This window comes from Streptococcus oralis subsp. tigurinus (assembly GCF_002093545.1).
GTDB classification, from domain to species: Bacteria; Bacillota; Bacilli; order Lactobacillales; family Streptococcaceae; genus Streptococcus; species Streptococcus oralis_C.
In genome coordinates this window covers 75266-96601 of sequence record NZ_LNVF01000008.1, presented here as the reverse complement: position 1 = coordinate 96601, position 21336 = coordinate 75266, and the positions used below count along the sequence as shown (strand labels likewise).

Here is a 21336-nt window from a genome sequence, read left to right as displayed (position 1 = left end):
ATGCAGAATCTGAAATTTGCCTTTTCATCCATCATGGCCCACAAGATGCGTTCCTTCCTCACCATGATCGGGATTATCATCGGAGTTTCGTCTGTCGTCGTCATCATGGCTCTGGGAGACTCCATGTCCCGTCAGGTCAATAAAAACATGACCAAATCACAAAAGGATATCCATGTCTTTTTCTCTCCTATCAAAAGCAAGGACGGCTCCTTTACGCAGAAACAATCCGCTTTGACAGTCAGTGGGAAAGAAGAGGATGTTCATGTTGAACCACCAAAACCACTCGAATCTTGGGTCAAGGAGGCTGCTAAACTTAAAGGAGTAGACAGTTACTATGTCACCAACTCGACCAACGTTACCCTATCTTATAAGGATAAGAAGGTTGAACGAGCAACTCTGACAGGCGGAAATAGCACCTACATGAACGCAGTTGAAAATGAAATCGTTGCGGGTAGAAGTCTAAGACCGCAAGACTACAAGGAATTTGCCAGTGTGATTTTGTTGGATGAAGAACTAGCTAAGAGTTTGTTTGATAGTCCAGAAGCCGCGGTTAATCAAATCATCTCTGTCAATGAATTTAGTTACCGTGTGATTGGCGTTTATACTAGCAATGAAGCTAAAACTGCTAAAGCCTTTGGGATTGGTGGTCTTCCAATTACGACCAATATCTCTCTCGCAGCCAATTTTAATACTGATGAAATCTCGAACATCGTCTTTCGTGTCAATGATACCAGTCTAACGCAGACCTTGGGTCCAGAGTTGGCTCGAAAACTGACTGAGATTGCTGGTCTTCAGCAAGGGGAGTACCAAGTTGCGGATGCAACTGCCGCTTTCCAAGAGGTACAACAACTATTTGGTTTTATGACAACCATTATCAGTGCCATTGCAGGTATCTCTCTATTTGTTGGAGGGACAGGTGTCATGAATATCATGCTGGTTTCGGTGACAGAACGCACGCGGGAAATTGGTCTGCGGAAAGCTCTCGGAGCTACACGAGCTAATATCTTGGTTCAGTTTTTGATTGAATCCATGATTTTGACCTTGCTAGGTGGAGTCATCGGTCTTGGGATTGCTGCTGGAATGACTATGTTAGCCGGAGTGCTGCTTCAAAACATGATTGCAGGTATCGAAGTTGGGGTTTCCCTCCCAATCGCTCTCTTTAGCTTGGCTGTATCAGCCAGCGTTGGTATGATATTTGGTGTCTTACCAGCCAATAAAGCCTCTAAGCTTGATCCGATCGAAGCCCTTCGTTATGAATAAGATATAGAGCAGAAAAAACAAGATGGACATTTGTCTGTCTTGTTTTTGTATGGATTTTCCTATCGAAAATCACTAAAAATATGATATAATGAAGTGTTAGAAAAACAGGTTTCATTTGCCTGGAAAGGAAATATTATGTCTGAAAAGAATTTTTATATTACAACACCGATTTACTATCCATCTGGTAAACTTCATATCGGTTCTGCCTACACAACCATCGCTTGTGATGTCCTAGCTCGTTACAAACGCCTCATGGGCTACGATGTCTTTTATTTGACAGGCCTTGACGAGCATGGTCAAAAAATCCAGCAAAAAGCGGAAGAAGCTGGCATTACACCTCAAGCTTATGTTGATGGGATGGCGGTTGGAGTCAAAGAACTTTGGAAATTATTAGATATCTCATACGATAAATTTATCCGTACGACTGATGACTACCATGAAAAAGTAGTGGCGCAAGTCTTTGAACGCTTGCTTGCTCAAGATGACATCTACCTAGGTGAATATTCTGGTTGGTATTCAGTTTCAGATGAAGAATTCTTTACAGAAAGCCAGCTGGCAGAAGTATTCCGTGACGAAGCTGGAAATGTGACGGGCGGTATCGCTCCATCAGGACATGAAGTGGAATGGGTTTCAGAAGAGTCTTATTTCCTTCGCCTCAGCAAATACCAAGACCGTTTGGTTGAATTTTTCAAATCGCACCCTGATTTCATCACTCCAGATGGTCGTCTTAATGAAATGTTGCGTAACTTTATTGAGCCAGGTTTGGAAGACTTAGCGGTTTCTCGTACAACCTTTACCTGGGGAGTGCCAGTACCATCTAATCCAAAACACGTTGTCTATGTTTGGTTTGATGCTCTCCTTAATTATGTGACAGCTCTTGGCTACGATCAAGATGAACACGCAAACTTTGACAAGTTCTGGAACGGAACAGTCTTCCATATGGTTGGAAAAGACATTCTTCGTTTCCACTCAATCTACTGGCCAATCCTTCTTATGATGTTGGATATCAAATTGCCAGAACGTTTGATTGGTCATGGTTGGTTTGTCATGAAAGACGGTAAGATGTCTAAGTCTAAAGGGAATGTTGTCTATCCTGAAATGTTGATAGAGCGTTTTGGACTGGATCCACTTCGTTACTACCTCATGCGTAGCCTCCCAGTCGGTTCAGATGGAACCTTCACTCCAGAAGACTATGTAGGCCGTATCAACTATGAACTAGCCAATGACCTTGGTAACCTTCTCAACCGTACGGTTTCCATGATTAATAAGTATTTTGATGGAAAAGTTCCAGCCTATGTAGAAGGTGTGACTGAATTTGACAATGCTCTTGCTCAAGTAGCAGAGCAATCTATCTCTGACTACTATACACACATGGAAGCAGTTGACTATCCACGTGCCTTGGAAGCAGTATGGACTCTCATTTCTCGTACCAACAAATACATCGACGAGACAGCTCCATGGGTCTTGGCTAAGGATGAAGCACTTCGTGATCAATTGGCAAGTGTCATGAGCCACTTGGCAGCCAGCCTTCGTGTCGTTGCTCACTTGATTGAACCGTTTATGATGGAAACCAGTCGTGCAGTCTTGACTCAGCTTGGTTTGGCAGAAGTTGCTAGCCTTGAAAACTTGAGCTTGGCTGATTTACCTGCAGGTGTGACTGTAGTTGCCAAAGGAACTCCAATCTTCCCGCGTCTGGATATGGAAGAAGAAATCGCCTATATTAAGGAACAAATGGAAGGCAACAAGCCAGACGTCGAGAAAGAATGGAATCCAGAAGAAGTCGAACTCAAACTAAGCAAGGAAGAAATCAAGTTTGAAGACTTCGATAAGGTTGAAATTCGTGTCGCAGAAGTCAAAGAAGTTTCTAAAGTGGAAGGTTCTGATAAGTTGCTTCAATTCCGCTTGGATGCTGATGATGGTGAAGACCGTCAAATTCTCTCAGGAATTGCAAAATACTATCCAAACGAACAAGAATTGGTCGGCAAGAAAGTCCAAATCGTTGCCAATCTCAAACCTCGCAAGATGATGAAAAAATATGTCAGCCAAGGGATGATTCTCTCAGCTGAACATGATGGCAAATTAACCCTTCTCACAGTTGATCCAGCTGTACCAAACGGAAGTATGATTGGGTAATAGCAAAAAACCAACGTTAGGTACGTTGGTTTTTCTTGTTATATGCGAGATTATCTAAGAAGTGGTCTATCTCCTTTTGAGACCTGAGGAGAATTACTTTCTCTGGATAGGTTTCTTGAATCCCCTTGTAGCGTTCCTTAGCGGATTTGCTCCGCCCATCCCAGAGAATCCATCGGATAAAGTCCCAGTCAAAGCGTTCGGGGCAACCTGCAGCCATGCTTTCTCGGACCTTGCCTCGGTATGTGAGATACCGTTTAAGGGCTCGAAAGAGACAAGTCCATGGTGAAAAATTGAGAAAGATGATTTGGTCAGCTTGCTCCATCCTTTCCTCATAGCAGCACCAAGAGTAGTTTCCATCGATGACCCAGTCTGAGTGAGTGGTTAGGAATTTTTTCATCTCAGATTTCATCCAATCACGATCACTGTCTTGCCAATTTGGTTGAAATTGGAGGGTGTCCATATGCAGTTTGGGAATTGAGTAGAACTGGGATAACTTTTGTGCCAGGGTTGATTTCCCAGCACCAGAATAGCCGATAATTGCGATTTTCATTTTCTACCTTTTCGTAATGGAGGACAAAAAAACAGCCTCTACGGACTGTTTCTTATTTAGCAAGTTTAGCTGAAAGACGAGCTTTATCGCGGCTTGCTTTGTTTTTATGAATCAAACCTTTAGTTTCTGCTTTGTCGATAGCTGAGCTAGCAGCACGGAAAAGTTCTTCAGAAGGGTTTGCTTCGAAAGCTTTGATAGCAGTACGCATAGCTGATTTTTGAGCTGAGTTTTTTTCGTTTTGTTTAACGTTCAATTCAGCGCGTTTGATAGCTGATTTAATGTTTGCCAATGTTCTTACCTCCATATTTACTAACTATACCATTATATCTGAAAACTTAGGTTTTGACAAGGGGAAATTATTTTTTTAGGTAAATTTCATCGATTTCGTGGTTTTTAGTCTTGTGGAGAATGACCTCGGCGCGATTCCGTGTCGGTTCGATATAGTTTTGTAGATTTGAGAGATTAATACTGGTCCAAACCTGATGTGCAAAGGCTTCAACTTCTCCAATCGGCATTTGCGTAAAGCGGTGGTAGTAGCTGTTGGGATCATTTTGGGCAAAGCTGAGCAGTTTTAAGAAACGATCCAGATACCAACTTTCAATGTCCTCGACAGCAGCATCCACATAGATGGAGAAATCAAAGAAATCAGTGATGTAAAGGCGCTCATTTTGAGGATTTTGAAAGACATTGATGCCTTCAACAATAACAAAGTCCGCAGCTTTGACACGTTGTTTCTCTCCAGGAACGATGTCATACACTTCATGAGAATAGACAGGAATATCGACATCTTGCCCGTTCTTAAGGCGATCAAGAAAATTCAGCAAGGTTTCCATATCATAACTTTCAGGAAAACCTTTGCGATTTAATATATCTTGATCCATCAAGGTTTGATTGGGATAGAGAAAACCGTCAGTTGTCACCAATTCTACAGTAGCATCAGTAACTGTACGAGAGAGAAGGATTTGCAGAAGTCGGCTAGTTGTTGATTTCCCGACAGCAACACTACCAGAAACCCCAATGATAAAAGGCTGTGATTTGCTTTCACGTTGGAGGAAAATTCCTTTTGAAAATGCCAAATCATCCTTGGTGCGCTTGTAAATATGGATAAGATGGACAAGGGGAAGATAGACATCCGTTACGTCCTGCAGACTAATTTGGTCATTGAAACTCTTGATGGATTCTAACTCTTCCTCTGTCAAGGGAGGGGTTGTTTTGCGATGTAATGATTGCCAAGTATGGCGGCTGATTTTCTCAAAATGTAAAAATTCGTTGGTCATTTGTTTTCCCCTAGATATTTTGTCTATCATACCATAAAAAGCTAAAAAAATAAAGCGGTTTCTTGATGGTAGTAAGTCAATATCGTATAATAGAGATGGAGGTTGAATAGTTTAATGATGAGATAGGGAATGGTTTCTGAAGACTTATCAGTTATTGAAAGTGGGTTTTTTAGTTCGCAACTTATAGGAGGTATACAATGAAAATCTTGAGATGTTACATATTGGAACTCTGTTTTATTTTAAGTTTTACACTACCTTTTATAAGGGGAGCGAATGCGGATAATGGTAGACGCTTTGTAGAAACCTATTACGGTTTTACCTTCTTAATGGATCATCTCCTTGTAACAGTTATCTTTATCTGTTCACTCTTGATTGCTTGGCTAGTAAAAAAGCAGTGGACGAAATGGCTTGCTGCTGGTAGTTATCTATTTTTGATTTTGTGGATTGCTACAGAAGGATATCTATTCCGTATGTCACTAGAAGATTTGATACGACTTTGGACAAGTTTGGAAATCTTGACACAAACTTATCAGTTGGGCTTTTATCTAAACATCATATTGGGAGTCTTGTTGATAATAAAGTATTTTAAGGTTAAGAAATGGTAATAAAAATGCGCCTGATTACAGACGATTTGTTTTATCCTGACTATGATACTTTGTAGTTCCCGATAGATTGTAATGTATTTCTAATAATTGAAAGAGATTGAAGAAAAGGTTTTTTGACTAGGATTCTTCAGTCTTTTTCATTTTATCATCACTTTGTAAACGACTTACAATTCAAGCCAAATTATGGTAAAATAGTTTTATGAGTAAAATGTATTATGCAGAAAATCCTGACGCTGCTCACGACATACATGAGTTGAGAGTGGAGTTGTTGGGAGAAAAAATGACCTTTTTGACGGATGCGGGTGTTTTTAGCAAGAAAATGGTTGACTTTGGGAGTCAGCTTTTATTGAAGTGTCTGGAGGTTAACAAAGGAGAAACGGTCCTTGATGTGGGTTGTGGATATGGGCCTTTGGGCTTGTCCTTGACCAAGGCTTATGGAGTTCAGGCAACCATGGTTGATATCAATAATCGTGCTCTAGACTTGGCTCGACAAAATGCTGAACGAAATAAGGTTGAAGCAACGATTTTCCAATCCAATATCTATGAACAAGTTGAAGGGAAATTTGACCATGTTATTTCTAATCCGCCTATTCGAGCGGGTAAACAAGTTGTTCATGAGATTATCGAAAAGAGCAGAGATTTCTTGAAAGATGGAGGTGATTTAACTATTGTCATTCAGAAAAAGCAAGGTGCTCCGAGCGCCAAAAGCAAGATGGAAGATGTTTTTGGAAATTGTGAAATTATAAAGAAAGACAAGGGATATTATATCCTTAGAAGTGTGAAAGCATGAGAGCAGTTGATTTAATTCAAAAGAAACGAGATGGTCAAGAACTTACTTCAAATGAAATCAAGTGGTTAGTAGAAGGCTATGTGGCAGGAACTGTTCCAGACTATCAGATGTCTGCCTTTGCTATGGCGGTTTATTTCAAAGGAATGACGACACGAGAGATTTCTGACCTGACGATGAATATGGTTAAGACAGGTCAGGAGTTTGACTTGTCAGCTATTGATGGGGTTAAAGTTGACAAACATTCTACTGGTGGTGTAGGTGATAAGGTGACCTTGATTTTAGCTCCCCTTGTTGCTAGCTTTGGTGTGCCCGTGGCAAAAATGAGTGGTCGTGGACTAGGGCATACTGGCGGAACCCTAGATAAGTTGGAAGCAATCAAGGGTTACCAAGTTGAGCGTAGTCAAGAAGATTTCATCAAACAGGTGCAGGAAATAGGTGTATCTGTCATTGGGCAGTCAGATCAGTTAGTTAAAGCGGATAAACTTCTCTATGCCCTTCGTGATGTGACGGCGACTGTCGACACCATTCCTTTGATTGCGAGTTCTGTTATGAGCAAGAAAATTGCTGCTGGGGCGGATGCCATTTTGCTAGACGTGACTGTTGGTGAGGGTGCCTTTATGAAGACGGTTGATGAGGCGCGTGAATTGGCTCAAACCATGGTCGATTTGGGTAAGGCCGTTGGTCGAAAGACAGTAGCGGTTATTACCGATATGAGCCAACCCTTGGGACGAGCCATTGGCAATCGTCTCGAAATCCTAGAAGCAATTGAAATTCTTCAAGGAAAGGGTCGAGAAGATATTAGTCACTTTATTTGTGAACTAGCTCAGATTATGCTTGGTTTGGCAAATGTTGAGAAGACAGTTGAAGAAGTACGTCAACATCTTGAAAATGGCCAAGCACTGGCTAAGTTTGAAGAAATGGTAGCAGCTCAAGGCGGTGATTTAGAAGATCTCTATCGCCCAGTCAAGGTGGCGCATGTAGTAGATATCCCAGCTCAAGAGTCAGGTGTCATTTCAGCCCTTCCTGCGATGGAATTTGGGCTCTATGCCATGAGACTAGGAGCCGGTCGTGCAGTCAAGACTGATGACTTGGACTATGAAACTGGAATCGTTTTTGAGAAGAAGGTCGGTGACTCCGTTCAAAAGGGAGAAATTGTCGCAAAAGTTTATACAAATGGAAAAATTTCCCCTCAACTAGTTACAGAATTTCAAAAATATGTTAAAATAAATGATGGAGTGAAACGTTTGCAGGAAATAATTGAAATCATCTCATGAAAAAGAGAGGAATCCAAATATGAAATTAAACAAATACATTGATCATACGCTTTTAAAACAAGATGCAAGTCAAGAACAAATTGATCGTTTGCTATCTGAAGCACGTGAGTATGACTTTGCCAGTGTTTGTGTTAATCCCACATGGGTTAAACATGCGAAAACAGGACTTGAAGGCTCAGATGTAAAGGTTTGTACAGTAGTTGGTTTCCCCTTGGGAGCAACAACTTCTGCTGTGAAAGCTTTTGAAACAAAAGAAGCTGTTCAAAACGGTGCAGATGAGATTGATATGGTTATCAATGTTGGTGCTCTCAAATCAGGTAATCTTGATTTGGTTGAATCGGACATCCGTGCTGTCGTAGAAGCAAGTGGTGACAAGTTGGTTAAGGTCATTATTGAAGCTTGCTTGTTGACAGACGATGAAAAGGTTGTGGCCTGTCAATTATCCCAGAAAGCAGGCGCTGACTTTGTCAAAACATCAACTGGATTTTCAACTGGCGGTGCCACTATAGAGGATGTTCAGTTAATGCGTAAAACAGTCGGACCAGATATGGGAGTTAAGGCAGCCGGTGGAGCTCGTTCATATGCGGATGCTCTTGCTTTTGTGGAAGCAGGTGCTACCCGTATCGGGACATCTGCTGGCGTTGCGATTTTAAAAGGAGAATTAGCAGATGGCGACTACTGAGTTGATTGAACTAGCAATTGAAACCAGCAAACAAGCCTATGTACCCTATTCTCATTTTCCTATTGGAGCTGTTTTAGTAGCTAAGGACGGTAGTATTTATACGGGTGTGAACATTGAGAATGCTAGCTATTCTTTGACAAACTGTGGAGAGCGTACAGCGATTTTCAAAGCAGTTTCCGAAGGCCAAAGAGAGTTTTCAGAGTTGATTGTCTACGGACAAACTGAAAAACCTATCTCGCCATGTGGTGCTTGCCGCCAAGTGATGGCTGAATTTTTTGAACAAGATCTAAAAGTGACCTTAGTCGCTAAAGATAAATCGACGGTCGAGATGACGGTCGGGGAGTTACTTCCATACTCATTTACAGACTTAAATTAGTCTGGGTCACTCTTGCAGTGGCTGTGGTCTATGTGACCAAATAATCCAAACTTGCAACATCGTTGCACATCTTATTTAGGAGGTTCAGTAATGAACAAGAAACAATGGCTAGGCCTTGGTCTAGTTGCAGTAGCAGCAGTTGGACTTGCTGCATGTGGTAACCGCTCTTCTCGTAACGCAGCTTCATCTTCATCAGAAATGAAGACCAAAGCAGCGATCGTAACAGATACTGGTGGTGTTGATGATAAATCATTTAACCAATCAGCTTGGGAAGGTTTGCAAGACTGGGGTAAAGAACACAATCTTTCAAAAGATAAAGGCTTTACTTATTTCCAATCAACAAGTGAAGCTGACTATGCTAACAACTTGCAACAAGCGGCTGGAAGTTACAACCTGATCTTCGGTGTTGGTTTCGCCCTTAATAATGCAGTTAAAGATGCAGCAAAAGACCACTCTGACTTAAACTATGTCTTGATTGATGATGTGATCAAAGATCAAAAGAATGTTGCGAGCGTAACATTTGCTGATAACGAAGCAGCTTACCTTGCAGGTGTTGCAGCAGCTAAAACAACTAAAACAAAACAAGTTGGTTTTGTAGGTGGTATCGAATCTGAAGTTATTTCACGTTTCGCTGCTGGATTTAAGGCTGGTGTTGAGTCAGTAGACCCATCTATCAAAGTACAAGTTGACTACGCTGGTTCATTTGGTGATGCTGCTAAAGGTAAAACAATTGCAGCAGCTCAATACGCTGCAGGTGCAGACGTTGTCTACCAAGCAGCTGGTGGTACAGGTGCTGGTGTCTTTGCTGAAGCAAAATCTTTGAACGAAAGTAAAAATGAAGACGAAAAAGTTTGGGTTATTGGTGTAGACCGTGACCAAGCAGCAGAAGGTAAATACACTTCTAAAGATGGTAAAGAATCAAACTTTGTTCTTGTATCTACATTGAAACAAGTTGGTACAACTGTAAAAGATATTGCCAACAAAACAGAAAAAGGTGAATTCCCTGGCGGACAAGTTATTGTCTACTCATTGAAGGATAAAGGGGTTGACTTGGCAGTGACAAACCTTTCAGAAGAAGGTAAAAAAGCTGTTGAAGACGCAAAAGCTAAAATCCTTGACGGAAGCGTAAAAGTTCCTGAAAAATAATGGATAAAAGTCATTTCTTAGGAGGCGACCATCGGTCGCTTCTTTAAGAATTGAGGCAATTTTTTTGTCTCAATAGAACTTGTTAACACGATTAGCAGGTTTTATTGAAACAAAATAAACCTCGGAAAGGAAAAGCATATGGCACACGAAAATGTCATTGAGATGCGGGATATTACCAAGGTGTTTGGTGAATTTGTAGCAAACGACAAGATCAACTTGCAACTGCGAAAAGGTGAAATCCATGCACTTTTAGGAGAAAATGGAGCGGGTAAATCCACTCTGATGAATATGCTGGCAGGACTTCTCGAGCCAACTAGTGGTGAAATTGCGGTGAATGGTCAAGTTGTCAAACTAGATTCACCTTCTAAAGCTGCTAGTCTAGGAATTGGGATGGTTCACCAACATTTTATGTTGGTTGAAGCTTTTACAGTAGCTGAAAATATCATTTTGGGGAGTGAAATCACTAAAAATGGTGTGCTAGATATAGCTGAAGCTACTAAAGAAATCAAGGCTCTTTCTGAACGTTATGGTTTGGCAGTGGATCCTGCTGCCAAGGTGGCAGATATTTCCGTTGGTGCTCAACAACGTGTAGAAATCTTGAAGACACTTTACCGTGGTGCTGATATCCTCATCTTTGACGAACCTACGGCAGTATTGACTCCTTCAGAGATTGATGAGTTGATGACTATCATGAAAAACCTTGTCAAAGAAGGAAAATCTATTATTTTGATTACCCATAAACTGGATGAGATTCGTGCAGTATCCAATCGAGTGACGGTTATTCGTCGTGGAAAATCAATCCAGACGGTTGAGATTGCAGGGGCAACAAATGCGGACTTGGCGGAGATGATGGTAGGACGCTCTGTCTCCTTCAAAACGGAGAAACAGGCACCACAACCAAAAGAAGTGGTATTGTCTATCAAAGACTTGGTTGTTAATGAAAACCGCGGTGTACCAGCTGTGAAGAATCTTTCTTTGGATGTTCGTGCTGGTGAAATTGTCGGTATTGCAGGTATTGATGGCAATGGCCAATCTGAACTCATTCAAGCCATTACGGGTCTTCGTAAGGTTGAGTCTGGTAGTATTGAATTAAAAGGCAAATCAATCGTAGGGATGCATCCTCGACAAATTACGGAACTCAGTGTGGGGCACGTTCCTGAAGACCGCCACCGTGATGGTTTGATTTTGGATATGATGATTTCAGAAAATATCGCTCTTCAAACCTACTACAAAGAACCACTCAGCAAGAATGGTATCTTAAACTATGCGAATATCACTTCACATGCCAAAAAATTAATGGAAGAATTTGACGTCCGTGCGGCGAGCGAATTTGTCCCAGCAGCAGCTCTTTCAGGGGGAAATCAACAAAAAGCGATTATCGCTCGTGAGATTGATCGTGATCCTGATCTCCTTATCGTCAGCCAACCAACTCGTGGTTTGGATGTCGGTGCCATTGAATATATCCACAAACGCTTGATTGAAGAACGTGATAACGGAAAAGCTGTGCTTGTTGTCAGCTTTGAATTGGATGAGATTTTAAATGTTTCAGACCGAATTGCTGTTATTCATGATGGGAAGATTCAAGGTATTGTGTCGCCAGAAACGACTAACAAACAAGAACTTGGTATCTTGATGGCAGGCGGAAACTTGGGAAAGGAGAAGGATGATGTCTAAAAAGTTACAACAAATTTCGGTTCCCTTGATTTCCGTATTCTTAGGAATCTTGCTCGGAGCCATTGTCATGTGGATTTTCGGCTACGATGCTATCTGGGGTTATGAGGAGTTGTTCTATACAGCTTTTGGTAGTCTCCGTGGGATTGGTGAAATTTTCCGTGCCATGGGTCCTCTTATCTTGATTGGTCTGGGGTTTGCAGTTGCTAGTCGTGCAGGTTTCTTTAACGTTGGGCTTCCTGGTCAGGCACTAGCGGGTTGGATTCTTAGTGGTTGGTTTGCTTTGTCGCATCCGGACATGCCACGCCCAATGTTGATTTTAGCGACCGTAGTAATTGCTTTGATTGCAGGTGGGATTGTAGGTGCTATTCCAGGTATTCTCAGAGCTTATTTAGGTACATCAGAGGTTATCGTAACCATTATGATGAACTATATTGTTTTGTACGTAGGGAATGCCTTTATTCATTCTTTCCCGAAAGACTTTATGCAAAGTACAGACTCAACGATTCGTGTGAGTGCCAATGCCACTTATCAAACACCATGGTTATCTGAGTTAACTGGCAATTCTCGTATGAATATCGGAATCTTTTTTGCCATCATTGCTGTTGGTGTGATTTGGTTCTTGCTCAAGAAAACGACTCTCGGTTTTGAAATTCGTGCAGTTGGTCTAAATCCCCATGCCTCAGAGTACGCTGGTATTTCAGCAAAACGTACAATCATCCTATCAATGATTATCTCTGGTGCCTTGGCTGGTCTTGGTGGAGCGGTCGAAGGTCTTGGAACTTTCCAAAACGTTTACGTTCAGGGCTCATCATTAGCTATCGGATTTAACGGAATGGCAGTTAGTTTGCTTGCTGGGAATTCACCAATTGGAATTCTCTTTGCAGCCTTCTTATTTGGAGTTTTGCAAGTTGGTGCGCCAGGTATGAACGCTGCGCAAGTTCCGTCTGAACTTGTCAGCATTGTAACAGCGTCCATTATCTTCTTTGTCAGTGTTCACTATATTATCGAACATTTTGTCAAACCAAAAAAACAAGTTAAAGGAGGTAAGTAAGGATGTCTATTACAACATTACTCACCCTCTTGGTCTCTTCTATGCTGATTTACTCAGCACCACTTATTTTTACGAGTATTGGAGGAGTCTTCTCTGAACGTGGTGGTGTCGTTAACGTCGGCCTTGAAGGAATTATGGTTATGGGAGCCTTTTCTGGGGTTGTCTTTAACCTTGAGTTTGCAGAACAACTTGGAGCAGCGACTCCTTGGATTTCCTTGTTAGTTGCCGGTATCGTGGGAGCTATTTTCTCCCTCATTCATGCAGTCGCTACAGTTCATTTCCGTGCGGACCATGTTGTCAGTGGTACAGTATTGAACTTGATGGCTCCTGCCCTAGCAGTTTTCTTGGTTAAGGTTCTTTATAACAAAGGACAAACGGATAACTTAAGTCAGACCTTTGGACGTTTTGATTTTCCAGTTTTGGCTAATATCCCAGTGATTGGAGATATCTTCTTCAAGTCAACAAGTTTGCTAGGTTATATCGCGATTGCCTTCTCATTCTTTGCTTGGTTTATCCTCTTCAAGACCCGCTTTGGTCTTCGCCTTCGCTCTGTTGGTGAACACCCTCAGGCAGCAGATACCTTGGGGATCAATGTCTACAAGATGCGGTATCTTGGGGTTATCATATCAGGTTTCCTAGGGGGAATCGGTGGAGCGATTTATGCTCAATCCATTTCAGTTAACTTCTCAGTGACAACTATTGTTGGTCCTGGATTTATCGCTCTTGCTGCAATGATCTTTGGTAAATGGAACCCAATCGGTGCTATGCTTTCTAGTCTCTTCTTTGGACTTTCACAAAGTTTGGCTGTTATCGGTTCTCAATTGCCTTTCCTACAAGGAGTGCCAGCAGTTTACCTTCAAATCGCACCTTATGTCTTGACCATCCTTGTCTTAGCAGCCTTCTTTGGAAAAGCAGTCGCGCCAAAAGCAGATGGTATCAACTATATTAAATCAAAATAAGTGTACAAAAAAACGTCAGTTTCAAACTGGCGTTTTATTTGTTAGGATTTTGATGGGTTAGATTCAATCCCAAAGGAACGAGATTTTCAGTTTTATTTTTGATACGTGTGATATTATCCTTGTGACGAATGATAATCAAGCTAGCAAGTGCTAGGATAATCAGAATGAAGAGAGGGTCATAGTTGTATAGGATAAATCCAAATAGTGGAAATAGTAGAACTCCGATAACGGCTGCGATAGAAGCAGTAACGCTAGACAGTGAAATCATACTACCTAGATAGAGGGTTCCAAAAAATACAATCGCTAGATAGAGACAGAAAACAGGCGCAAATCCGAAAACAACTCCAGCGCTAGTTGCGACAGCCTTGCCCCCTTTAAATCCTGCAAAGATAGGGAAGGTATGTCCAATGACAGCCAAAAGTCCAAAGACGAGAGGTGATACACCTTGTAGGTGGAAAAGGATTGGAAGGAGAGTGGCCAAGGTTCCTTTAAAGAAGTCAATCACAAAGGTTGCCATACCCGCTTTCTTACCTAAAATACGGAAAGTATTGGTTGTTCCAGTATTTCCAGAACCATGCTCACGCAGATTTGTTTGAAAGAAGATTTGTCCAATCCAAAGACCAGACGGAATCGAACCTAGCAGATAAGCTAAAATTAATAATACAAATGTCATCATAGATCTATTATACCATGAAATGCTTTCGAAAGTCAGAGAATATCCTGTGAAATTGTGACGGCTGAATGGGAAAAATTTTGCAAAATCCCTAGAAAACCTGTAAAATAGAAAAGATGAACGAATAGGAGGTTCCTTGTGTCAAAAAAGGAAATCAATATTAATAACTACAATGATGACGCCATTCAGGTGCTAGAAGGGCTGGATGCGGTCCGTAAACGTCCGGGGATGTATATTGGTTCGACCGACGGTGCAGGTCTCCATCACCTAGTCTGGGAAATTGTGGACAATGCAGTCGATGAGGCCTTGTCTGGCTTCGGTGATCGCATTGATGTGACTATCAATAAAGACGGAAGTTTAACAGTAGAAGACCATGGTCGTGGGATGCCGACTGGTATGCATGCCATGGGAATTCCAACTGTCGAGGTTATCTTTACCATTCTTCACGCCGGAGGGAAATTCGGTCAAGGAGGTTATAAGACGTCTGGAGGTCTCCACGGGGTGGGGTCTTCTGTTGTTAATGCCCTATCAAGTTGGCTAGAAGTAGAAATCACTCGTGATGGCGCAGTCTACAAGCAACGTTTTGAAAATGGCGGGAAACCCGTCACAACCTTGAAGAAAATTGGTACAGCACCCAAATCTAAGACAGGTACCAAGGTTACCTTCATGCCTGACGCGACTATCTTTTCTACGACAGACTTTAAGTACAATACTATTTCAGAACGACTCAATGAGTCAGCCTTTCTCTTAAAAAATGTGACCTTGTCTCTGACAGACAAACGAACAGATGAAGCGATTGAATACCATTATGAAAATGGAGTCCAGGACTTTGTTTCTTACCTCAATGAAGACAAGGAAACCTTGACGCCAGTCCTATACTTTGAAGGCGAAGACAATGGCTTCCAAGTGGAAGTTGCCCTCCAGTACAATGATGGATTTTCAGATAACATTCTATCCTTTGTCAATAACGTCCGTACCAAGGACGGTGGAACGCACGAGACAGGACTCAAGTCTGCCATTACCAAGGTCATGAATGACTACGCACGTAAGACAGGTCTCCTCAAAGAAAAAGACAAAAATCTTGAAGGTTCGGATTACCGTGAGGGGTTAGCAGCGGTTCTTTCTATCTTGGTTCCGGAAGAACACCTCCAATTTGAGGGACAGACCAAGGACAAACTTGGAAGCCCTCTGGCTCGTCCTGTTGTGGATGGCATAGTATCTGATAAGTTGACCTTCTTCCTAATGGAGAATGGGGAGCTGGCTTCCAATCTCATTCGCAAGGCTATCAAGGCTCGTGACGCGCGTGAAGCGGCCCGTAAGGCGCGTGATGAGAGCCGAAATGGCAAGAAAAATAAAAAAGACAAAGGCTTGCTGTCTGGAAAATTGACCCCAGCCCAGTCTAAAAATCCAGCAAAGAATGAACTCTACCTGGTCGAGGGTGATTCTGCCGGTGGTTCTGCTAAACAAGGTCGTGACCGTAAGTTTCAGGCTATCTTACCTCTTCGAGGTAAGGTTATCAATACAGCCAAGGCTAAGATGGCGGATATTCTCAAAAATGAAGAAATCAATACCATGATTTATACCATCGGTGCGGGTGTGGGAGCAGACTTCTCCATTGAGGATGCCAACTATGACAAGATTATTATCATGACCGATGCGGATACCGATGGTGCCCACATTCAAACTCTTCTTTTAACCTTTTTCTACCGCTACATGCGTCCACTAGTCGAGGCAGGACATGTCTATATCGCCCTTCCGCCTCTTTACAAGATGTCCAAAGGGAAAGGCAAGAAAGAAGAAGTGGCCTATGCTTGGACAGACGGAGAGTTAGAAGAACTTCGTAAGCAGTTCGGTAAAGGCGCTACCCTTCAACGCTACAAAGGTCTTGGTGAGATGAATGCGGACCAACTCTGGGAAACAACCATGAATCCAGAAACCCGCACTCTTATCCGTGTTACAATTGAAGATCTAGCACGCGCTGAACGCCGCGTAAACGTCCTCATGGGAGACAAGGTCGAACCACGCCGTAAGTGGATTGAGGATAATGTCAAGTTTACGCTGGAGGAGAGTGGGGAGATGGTGTTTTGAGGAAATTGAAGGTATAGGTTACAGGAGATTTTAGAATGGGAAAAAATAAAAACAAGAAGAAAAAAGGTGTAGGAAGAATTATCAAGCTATTTAAAAATTACGGATATATTTCTACGGATAGTTTTGGTCAAGAAGGTGAGGAACTTCCATTTCAGTTTACTCCTGAGATGATAAAAGAAATAGATGGTATTGAGTACATTGAATATAGCAAAGAGGTAGAGTTTAATATAAAAAAAGGAGTGAATCTTAGAGATAAGAAAATTAGAGAAGCTGGTGACTTAAAGTTTGATTCTCGAAATTTAATTCAGGAAAAGCGTGTGGAATCAAAGTCCTATTTGGAACAAGTAAAAGAAAAATTTGATTTGTTTAATATTCAACTACCAACCAAAAATCAAATGGAAAACGAAATCAGAGAGTTTGAAGCTATAGTTGATCAGTCTACTGCTTCCAAGTTAAAAAAACTTTATGATTCTATTTTGGTAGATGATGATGCTATTTTATATGAATATCTGAAAAAAATTGGTTTTCAACCTTATATGTTAGATTATCTTGTTAATGGGTTTTTTATTGAAAAAAACTTAGGCAACTCTAAAATTATTGATGTCAAACATATTATTAAAATTGATGATATTGACAAAGTATTCAGAGAAAAGATATTAAGATGGATATTAGGAATTGAAAATTCATATAAGAGCTTATTAAGCAGGTTATCCACTCAGAGAGAGGGTGGAAATGAGATTGCTGTTAAAGTGGTAAAATATTGGAAAAACTCTACTGACAATGTTAAGATGGGTCAATATAAGAGAGCTCAAAATCGATATAAGTATCTAAGTTACTCAGATAAATTTGATTATATTAATTCCGATATAATACCATTAGATGACTTAATGGATCAAATGGATCTAAGTACTTTAGAATCTTTGCTTGTTAAGTTTGATGATTTTTCAAGAGAAAGTATTTCAACAGGGGGGCGTTTATTAACTCCTTTTGTTAGAGATATTGTTTTACATAAAGCAGTACTTTCAGACTTAAGAATTATAAGAAATGCAGCGGCACATGGAAGGTTTGTGATTCCAACTATAGTAAATCCTGACTATAATCCTAACTGGGATTTGGAGTTTGATAACCCTCTTGAAAGAACTAAAATTAAAGATTGGTTCATATTTAGTTATCTAAAACAGGTACTGATGTCCCAAGGATTTGACGAGCTTATATCAGTTAAGGTTGCACAAACCATTTTTGGTAATCCCTACAGAAAAGCTTGGTTTGAACTTAATTTTATTTATCATCGATTCATTAGTCTTTTTGATGAGAAAATGTATAATGATTTTAAAAACGAATCGAATTATTTCTTAGATTATGCCAGTGATTATGATAGAAATGAACAAGAAAAAAATGTCAATCCTATTTTAAAAGATATTGGAGACTTATCAACGCTTCCTCTGGATTTTCCTCCAGCTTATAGAATAATAGCAAATGAAGCATCACTTGCAGAACAAACAGCAATTCTTCATTTTTATCAAACAGGAATACATCTACAGAAGTATTTTTGATTTTTACTATTTTGAAACAATATCCCACACGAAAAATTACCTTCCCCAGTCCTAAAACAAGAAACCATACTTGAAGAATATCTTGTCTAGCGGGAAATAACTCAAAACACACATGTGTGTTTTGAGTTATTGGAGCAAAATACGAATATTTAGATATGTTCTGAATTATTTTAGAGCAAAAACTTAAAAATACATCATTGAAAGAGGAGTTTTATGAAAAAAGAATATGGAATCACGAGTTTAACTGTACGCAATTTAGAAAACAACGAATTCTTCCAACTTCTATCTGAGAGCAAGGACGAGTTGGGGGCTTTTACAAAAGCAAATAAGTCTGAGCAGGTTTACGCAACGAAGCTTGGGGATATGGAGAAACTTCTTGAGGCCTTGCAAGCAGGTTTGCACCGTTCCAAGGCCAGTCAAACGGTGGCTAGTCTGGAAGCATCTGATCGTGAGCGTGATGATGCGCTTTCTACCTTGACTGGCTTGGTCAAGGCCTTCTCTCGCGTGAAAGAGGCAGGTAGCAAGGAAGCTTACGACAAACTCAGCAAACTTTTCAAAAATTATGCTGGGCTAACGAGTATGAGCTACGAAAAAGAGACAGAAGCTATTAACCATTTGCTCAAGGAGCTAAAAGATACTGACTACCAAACTGCTCTTTCAACCCTGCATTTGACAACTCATGTAGAAACCTTGACAAAGGCGCAGGATCAGTTTGAAAAAGCCTATAAGGAGCGCTTGGCTGAGCAAAAAGGAAAGGCACCTAGTCAAAACAAGGAAGTACGAGCGAAACTGCAAGAAATCTATGACTTCCTTATGGACTTTACTGCAATCAATGCCTATGCTTATCCAGATAAGAAGCAGTATGCCGATCTCCGTGACCATCTCAACGCTATCCGTAGTCGCTATAAAAAACGCAAACCAGCTAAGAAGGCGAAGGAAGAAGCGACGGAGGCGAATTAAAAGTTTATCGTAAATACTTTTTTGCAAGGAGGATGTTATGCATGCTGAACAAAGAATATTACAAGGACTTGGATTAGAAAATCAAGAAGAATTACTTGGTTTTTTAGACCTTAGTAATAGAGTTGATAAAATTAAATTTTTCTATCCCGAATTTCAATTCAGCACAAATAATTTAATTGAAATTTCATGGGAAAATGATGGATATTTTAAGCTAATCGGCTCCGATAATAAAAAAACAAAGGGAACTACTTCTTTTAGAAGAGGATGGGAAACGATTTTAAAGTTTCCTGTTAGAAGCAATGATAGTGATGATTTGGGACCATTAAATGACACTCCGGATGCTTTTCCGAAAGGAAATATTCCAAAAGGGGATAGTGATGATTGGTACTTTCACAGAGGTCATGTTTTTGCTAGAAGATTCCATAAATATGTAGTTGGATATAAAATTTTAAATGCTGAACGTCAAGATACCCAAGAAAAGTGGTCTAAATTTTCTATCGATTCTCGGGATAAAAATCTTTTTACACAATTTTCTAAAGCAAATAAAGCGCAAGCAGAAATCGAAGAAAAAGTGTACCAGTTATTGCGAAGTGAAGAATCAGTCTATTATGAAGTGAAACTAGTCTTTAAAAATTCAAGTGACAAATATCCTATTGGAACTGAAATATTTTTTTTACCCATATCATCACCAGACGAGTTTGGCCACTATTTTATTCCAAATATTGATTCTGGTTTTGATTTAGAAAACTCACAAATGGAGTATGCAGATTTTTATAAGAATGGCTATAGCGAAGAAGATTATAGAGAGTGTTTTGCTGATAGTGATAGAAAACTTGGAAATTGGCAGATTAGTGAGCATGAAACTTGTTCTGTAGAGTCGAATAGTGGTAATTTTTCGATTAGGGGATTATCTAAGACAGTGATAGATAGTCTCATTGAAAATCTCAAAAAAAACAATAAAATAACTACATGTAGTAAGCATGTGCAATATGGTGAACAATGGACATTTTTAGGTCAAGCATTAACTCATTATCCTTCTACAGGTACGCTGTTATTACAGGGGAATAAATTGCAAAATTTTGAAAAGGTCAAACAATGCCTTTTAGACTATCTGTCTAAGTAATACTGACAGTACAATCTTGATATTAACTGATTCTAATAGACTAAATTAGAAAAGAAAGAAGAGTAATATGTAAAACAATTCGATAAAAAATCTGATTGACCATTTCTGTTATTTTATAGTCCTGCTCTTTTCAAAACTAATATAAATAAAAATTAGAAGGTATTCCTATGAGAACTGAACCCGAAATACTGAGATTGATTTTACAGACTGCCCAAACTTTACAAGTCGAGGCTGTCGCCATGTCTGGTTCACGGACAAATCCAAAAGCTCCAAAAGATGAGTTTCAAGATTATGATGTTGTTTATGTCGTGGACGACTTAGATAATCTGACGAGTAATCTTACTTGGTTGGACCAGTTTGGAACACGTGTCATTGAGCAGCATAATATCCTAGGCAACCGTCGTCTCTATCTCATGCTCTTTGAAGATGGCAATCGGATTGATTTGACTCTATGTCCTAAAATGCATATCAAAGAGTGGGTAGAAAGCGAAGCGGATTTCACGGTGCTAGAGGACACTAAGGGCTTGTTTGCGCCTTATTCTCCAAATCCTCAGCGTTACTGGACAAGTCCAGCTAGTGAGATAGAGTTTGAAAAAGCCTGCAATGAATTTTGGTGGGTGTCAGCCTACGTAGTCAAGGGAATCTGTCGCAAGCAACTACTCTATGCCACTGACCATCTCTACGGTATTTGTCAACAAGAACTCCTAAAGGTCTTGGCTTGGCAAGTTGCAGCTGATAAGAGGACGATTGATATTGGCAAGAACTACAAGTATCTCTTTAACTATTTACCTGCTGAGAAAGAGAAAGAATTCTTAAATTTGCTTGATTTTTCAAATGTAGAGAAACTTACTCAGGCATTGTTTGCTACAATTCAACTTTTCCACAGAGAAGCTCAAATCCTTGCTCAAAAGATGGGCTTTACCTACGATAAGGAAGTGGCTGAGAAGATGATGAGATATGCTGAGGAGAAACTTCCTAATCGCTAAATAATTAAGCAACGTATTTTAAACTACAGAAAGGGTCGTTTGGTTACTGAATGTAACTGAACACGGGACTAATTTCCCGTAAAATATCCTTTATTCTACAAAACCTACTCTACATTCTTTGAAAGGAGTTGAACACGCCCTAAATGCTGTGTGAAAAAGATAAATTCTCTTGTGAG

Annotated in this window: 20 protein-coding genes; 16 read left to right on the top strand and 4 right to left on the bottom strand. The window is 40.4% G+C overall.

Annotated features, from left to right (window positions below):
* Together ATE34_RS08620 and metG are read left to right on the top strand one after the other, a co-directional pair.
* Positions 1 to 1260, top strand: a complete 1260-nt coding sequence (locus tag ATE34_RS08620) for an ABC transporter permease (RefSeq protein ID WP_001180392.1) — start codon at positions 1 to 3, stop codon at positions 1258 to 1260.
* A gap of 135 nt (positions 1261 to 1395) precedes the next feature.
* Complete coding sequence (gene metG, locus ATE34_RS08615) at positions 1396 to 3393, top strand: methionine--tRNA ligase (RefSeq protein WP_084911665.1); 1998 nt, start codon at positions 1396 to 1398, stop codon at positions 3391 to 3393.
* 16 nt (positions 3394 to 3409) lie between these two features.
* Here metG and ATE34_RS08610 read toward each other — a convergent pair whose 3' ends face one another.
* The 3 genes from ATE34_RS08610 to coaA form a co-directional block, all read right to left on the bottom strand.
* Positions 3410 to 3943 carry a DNA topology modulation protein gene (locus ATE34_RS08610; protein WP_000684221.1) on the bottom strand — a complete coding sequence of 178 codons (534 nt, stop codon included), beginning with the start codon at positions 3941 to 3943 and terminating at the stop codon, positions 3410 to 3412.
* 52 nt (positions 3944 to 3995) lie between these two features.
* The gene (gene rpsT / locus ATE34_RS08605) at positions 3996 to 4232 is read right to left on the bottom strand and encodes a 30S ribosomal protein S20 (RefSeq protein WP_001274000.1); all 237 of its coding nucleotides are present in this window, start codon (positions 4230 to 4232) and stop codon (positions 3996 to 3998) included.
* Positions 4233 to 4299: 67 nt separating this feature from the next.
* Positions 4300 to 5220, bottom strand: coding sequence for a type I pantothenate kinase (gene coaA, locus ATE34_RS08600; RefSeq protein WP_061598267.1), 921 nt, complete (start codon positions 5218 to 5220; stop codon positions 4300 to 4302).
* A gap of 197 nt (positions 5221 to 5417) precedes the next feature.
* Between coaA and ATE34_RS08595 the strand changes: the two genes are divergently transcribed.
* From ATE34_RS08595 to ATE34_RS08555, 9 genes are all read left to right on the top strand, one after another.
* Complete coding sequence (locus ATE34_RS08595) at positions 5418 to 5825, top strand: hypothetical protein (protein WP_061598268.1); 408 nt, start codon at positions 5418 to 5420, stop codon at positions 5823 to 5825.
* Between the two features lie 199 nt (positions 5826 to 6024).
* Complete coding sequence (locus tag ATE34_RS08590; RefSeq protein ID WP_084911663.1) at positions 6025 to 6615, top strand: class I SAM-dependent methyltransferase; 591 nt, start codon at positions 6025 to 6027, stop codon at positions 6613 to 6615.
* Positions 6612 to 7889, top strand: coding sequence for a pyrimidine-nucleoside phosphorylase (locus ATE34_RS08585; RefSeq protein ID WP_084911661.1), 1278 nt, complete (start codon positions 6612 to 6614; stop codon positions 7887 to 7889). The genes ATE34_RS08590 and ATE34_RS08585 overlap by 4 nt, the downstream gene beginning before the upstream one ends.
* Positions 7890 to 7908: 19 nt before the next feature.
* Entirely contained in the window at positions 7909 to 8571 is a 663-nt protein-coding gene (gene deoC / locus ATE34_RS08580) for a deoxyribose-phosphate aldolase (RefSeq protein WP_000773700.1), read from the top strand.
* On the top strand, positions 8558 to 8947 hold the full coding sequence (locus ATE34_RS08575) for a cytidine deaminase (RefSeq protein ID WP_000246112.1): 390 nt from the start codon (positions 8558 to 8560) through the stop codon (positions 8945 to 8947). Before deoC ends, ATE34_RS08575 begins: the two co-directional genes overlap by 14 nt.
* A gap of 90 nt (positions 8948 to 9037) precedes the next feature.
* Entirely contained in the window at positions 9038 to 10093 is a 1056-nt protein-coding gene (locus tag ATE34_RS08570; RefSeq protein WP_001036149.1) for a BMP family lipoprotein, read from the top strand.
* A gap of 138 nt (positions 10094 to 10231) precedes the next feature.
* Positions 10232 to 11767, top strand: a complete 1536-nt coding sequence (locus ATE34_RS08565) for an ABC transporter ATP-binding protein (RefSeq protein ID WP_084911659.1) — start codon at positions 10232 to 10234, stop codon at positions 11765 to 11767.
* Positions 11760 to 12818, top strand: a complete 1059-nt coding sequence (locus tag ATE34_RS08560) for an ABC transporter permease (protein ID WP_000038645.1) — start codon at positions 11760 to 11762, stop codon at positions 12816 to 12818. Before ATE34_RS08565 ends, ATE34_RS08560 begins: the two co-directional genes overlap by 8 nt.
* Before the next feature lie 2 nt (positions 12819 to 12820).
* Complete coding sequence (locus ATE34_RS08555; protein WP_000029134.1) at positions 12821 to 13777, top strand: ABC transporter permease; 957 nt, start codon at positions 12821 to 12823, stop codon at positions 13775 to 13777.
* 34 nt (positions 13778 to 13811) lie between these two features.
* On the opposite strand, the gene plsY is transcribed toward ATE34_RS08555, so the two are convergent.
* Complete coding sequence (gene plsY, locus ATE34_RS08550) at positions 13812 to 14453, bottom strand: glycerol-3-phosphate 1-O-acyltransferase PlsY (RefSeq protein WP_061598273.1); 642 nt, start codon at positions 14451 to 14453, stop codon at positions 13812 to 13814.
* A gap of 135 nt (positions 14454 to 14588) precedes the next feature.
* Here plsY and parE point away from each other — a divergent pair, with 135 nt between their 5' ends.
* The 5 genes from parE (at position 14589) to ATE34_RS08525 (ending at position 21160) form a co-directional block, all read left to right on the top strand.
* Entirely contained in the window at positions 14589 to 16538 is a 1950-nt protein-coding gene (parE, locus tag ATE34_RS08545; protein WP_061598274.1) for a DNA topoisomerase IV subunit B, read from the top strand.
* 35 nt (positions 16539 to 16573) lie between these two features.
* Positions 16574 to 18091 carry an Abi family protein gene (locus ATE34_RS08540; RefSeq protein ID WP_084911657.1) on the top strand — a complete coding sequence of 506 codons (1518 nt, stop codon included), beginning with the start codon at positions 16574 to 16576 and terminating at the stop codon, positions 18089 to 18091.
* Positions 18092 to 18304: 213 nt separating this feature from the next.
* A complete protein-coding gene (locus ATE34_RS08535; RefSeq protein ID WP_061598275.1) occupies positions 18305 to 19051 on the top strand; it encodes a DUF6261 family protein in 747 nt (248 codons plus the stop codon).
* Between the two features lie 37 nt (positions 19052 to 19088).
* Positions 19089 to 20174 (top strand): hypothetical protein, encoded by a 1086-nt coding sequence (locus tag ATE34_RS08530; protein ID WP_061598276.1) that lies wholly within the window; start codon positions 19089 to 19091, stop codon positions 20172 to 20174.
* Between the two features lie 167 nt (positions 20175 to 20341).
* Entirely contained in the window at positions 20342 to 21160 is an 819-nt protein-coding gene (locus ATE34_RS08525) for an aminoglycoside 6-adenylyltransferase (protein WP_061598277.1), read from the top strand.
* Positions 21161 to 21336 lie beyond the last annotated feature (176 nt).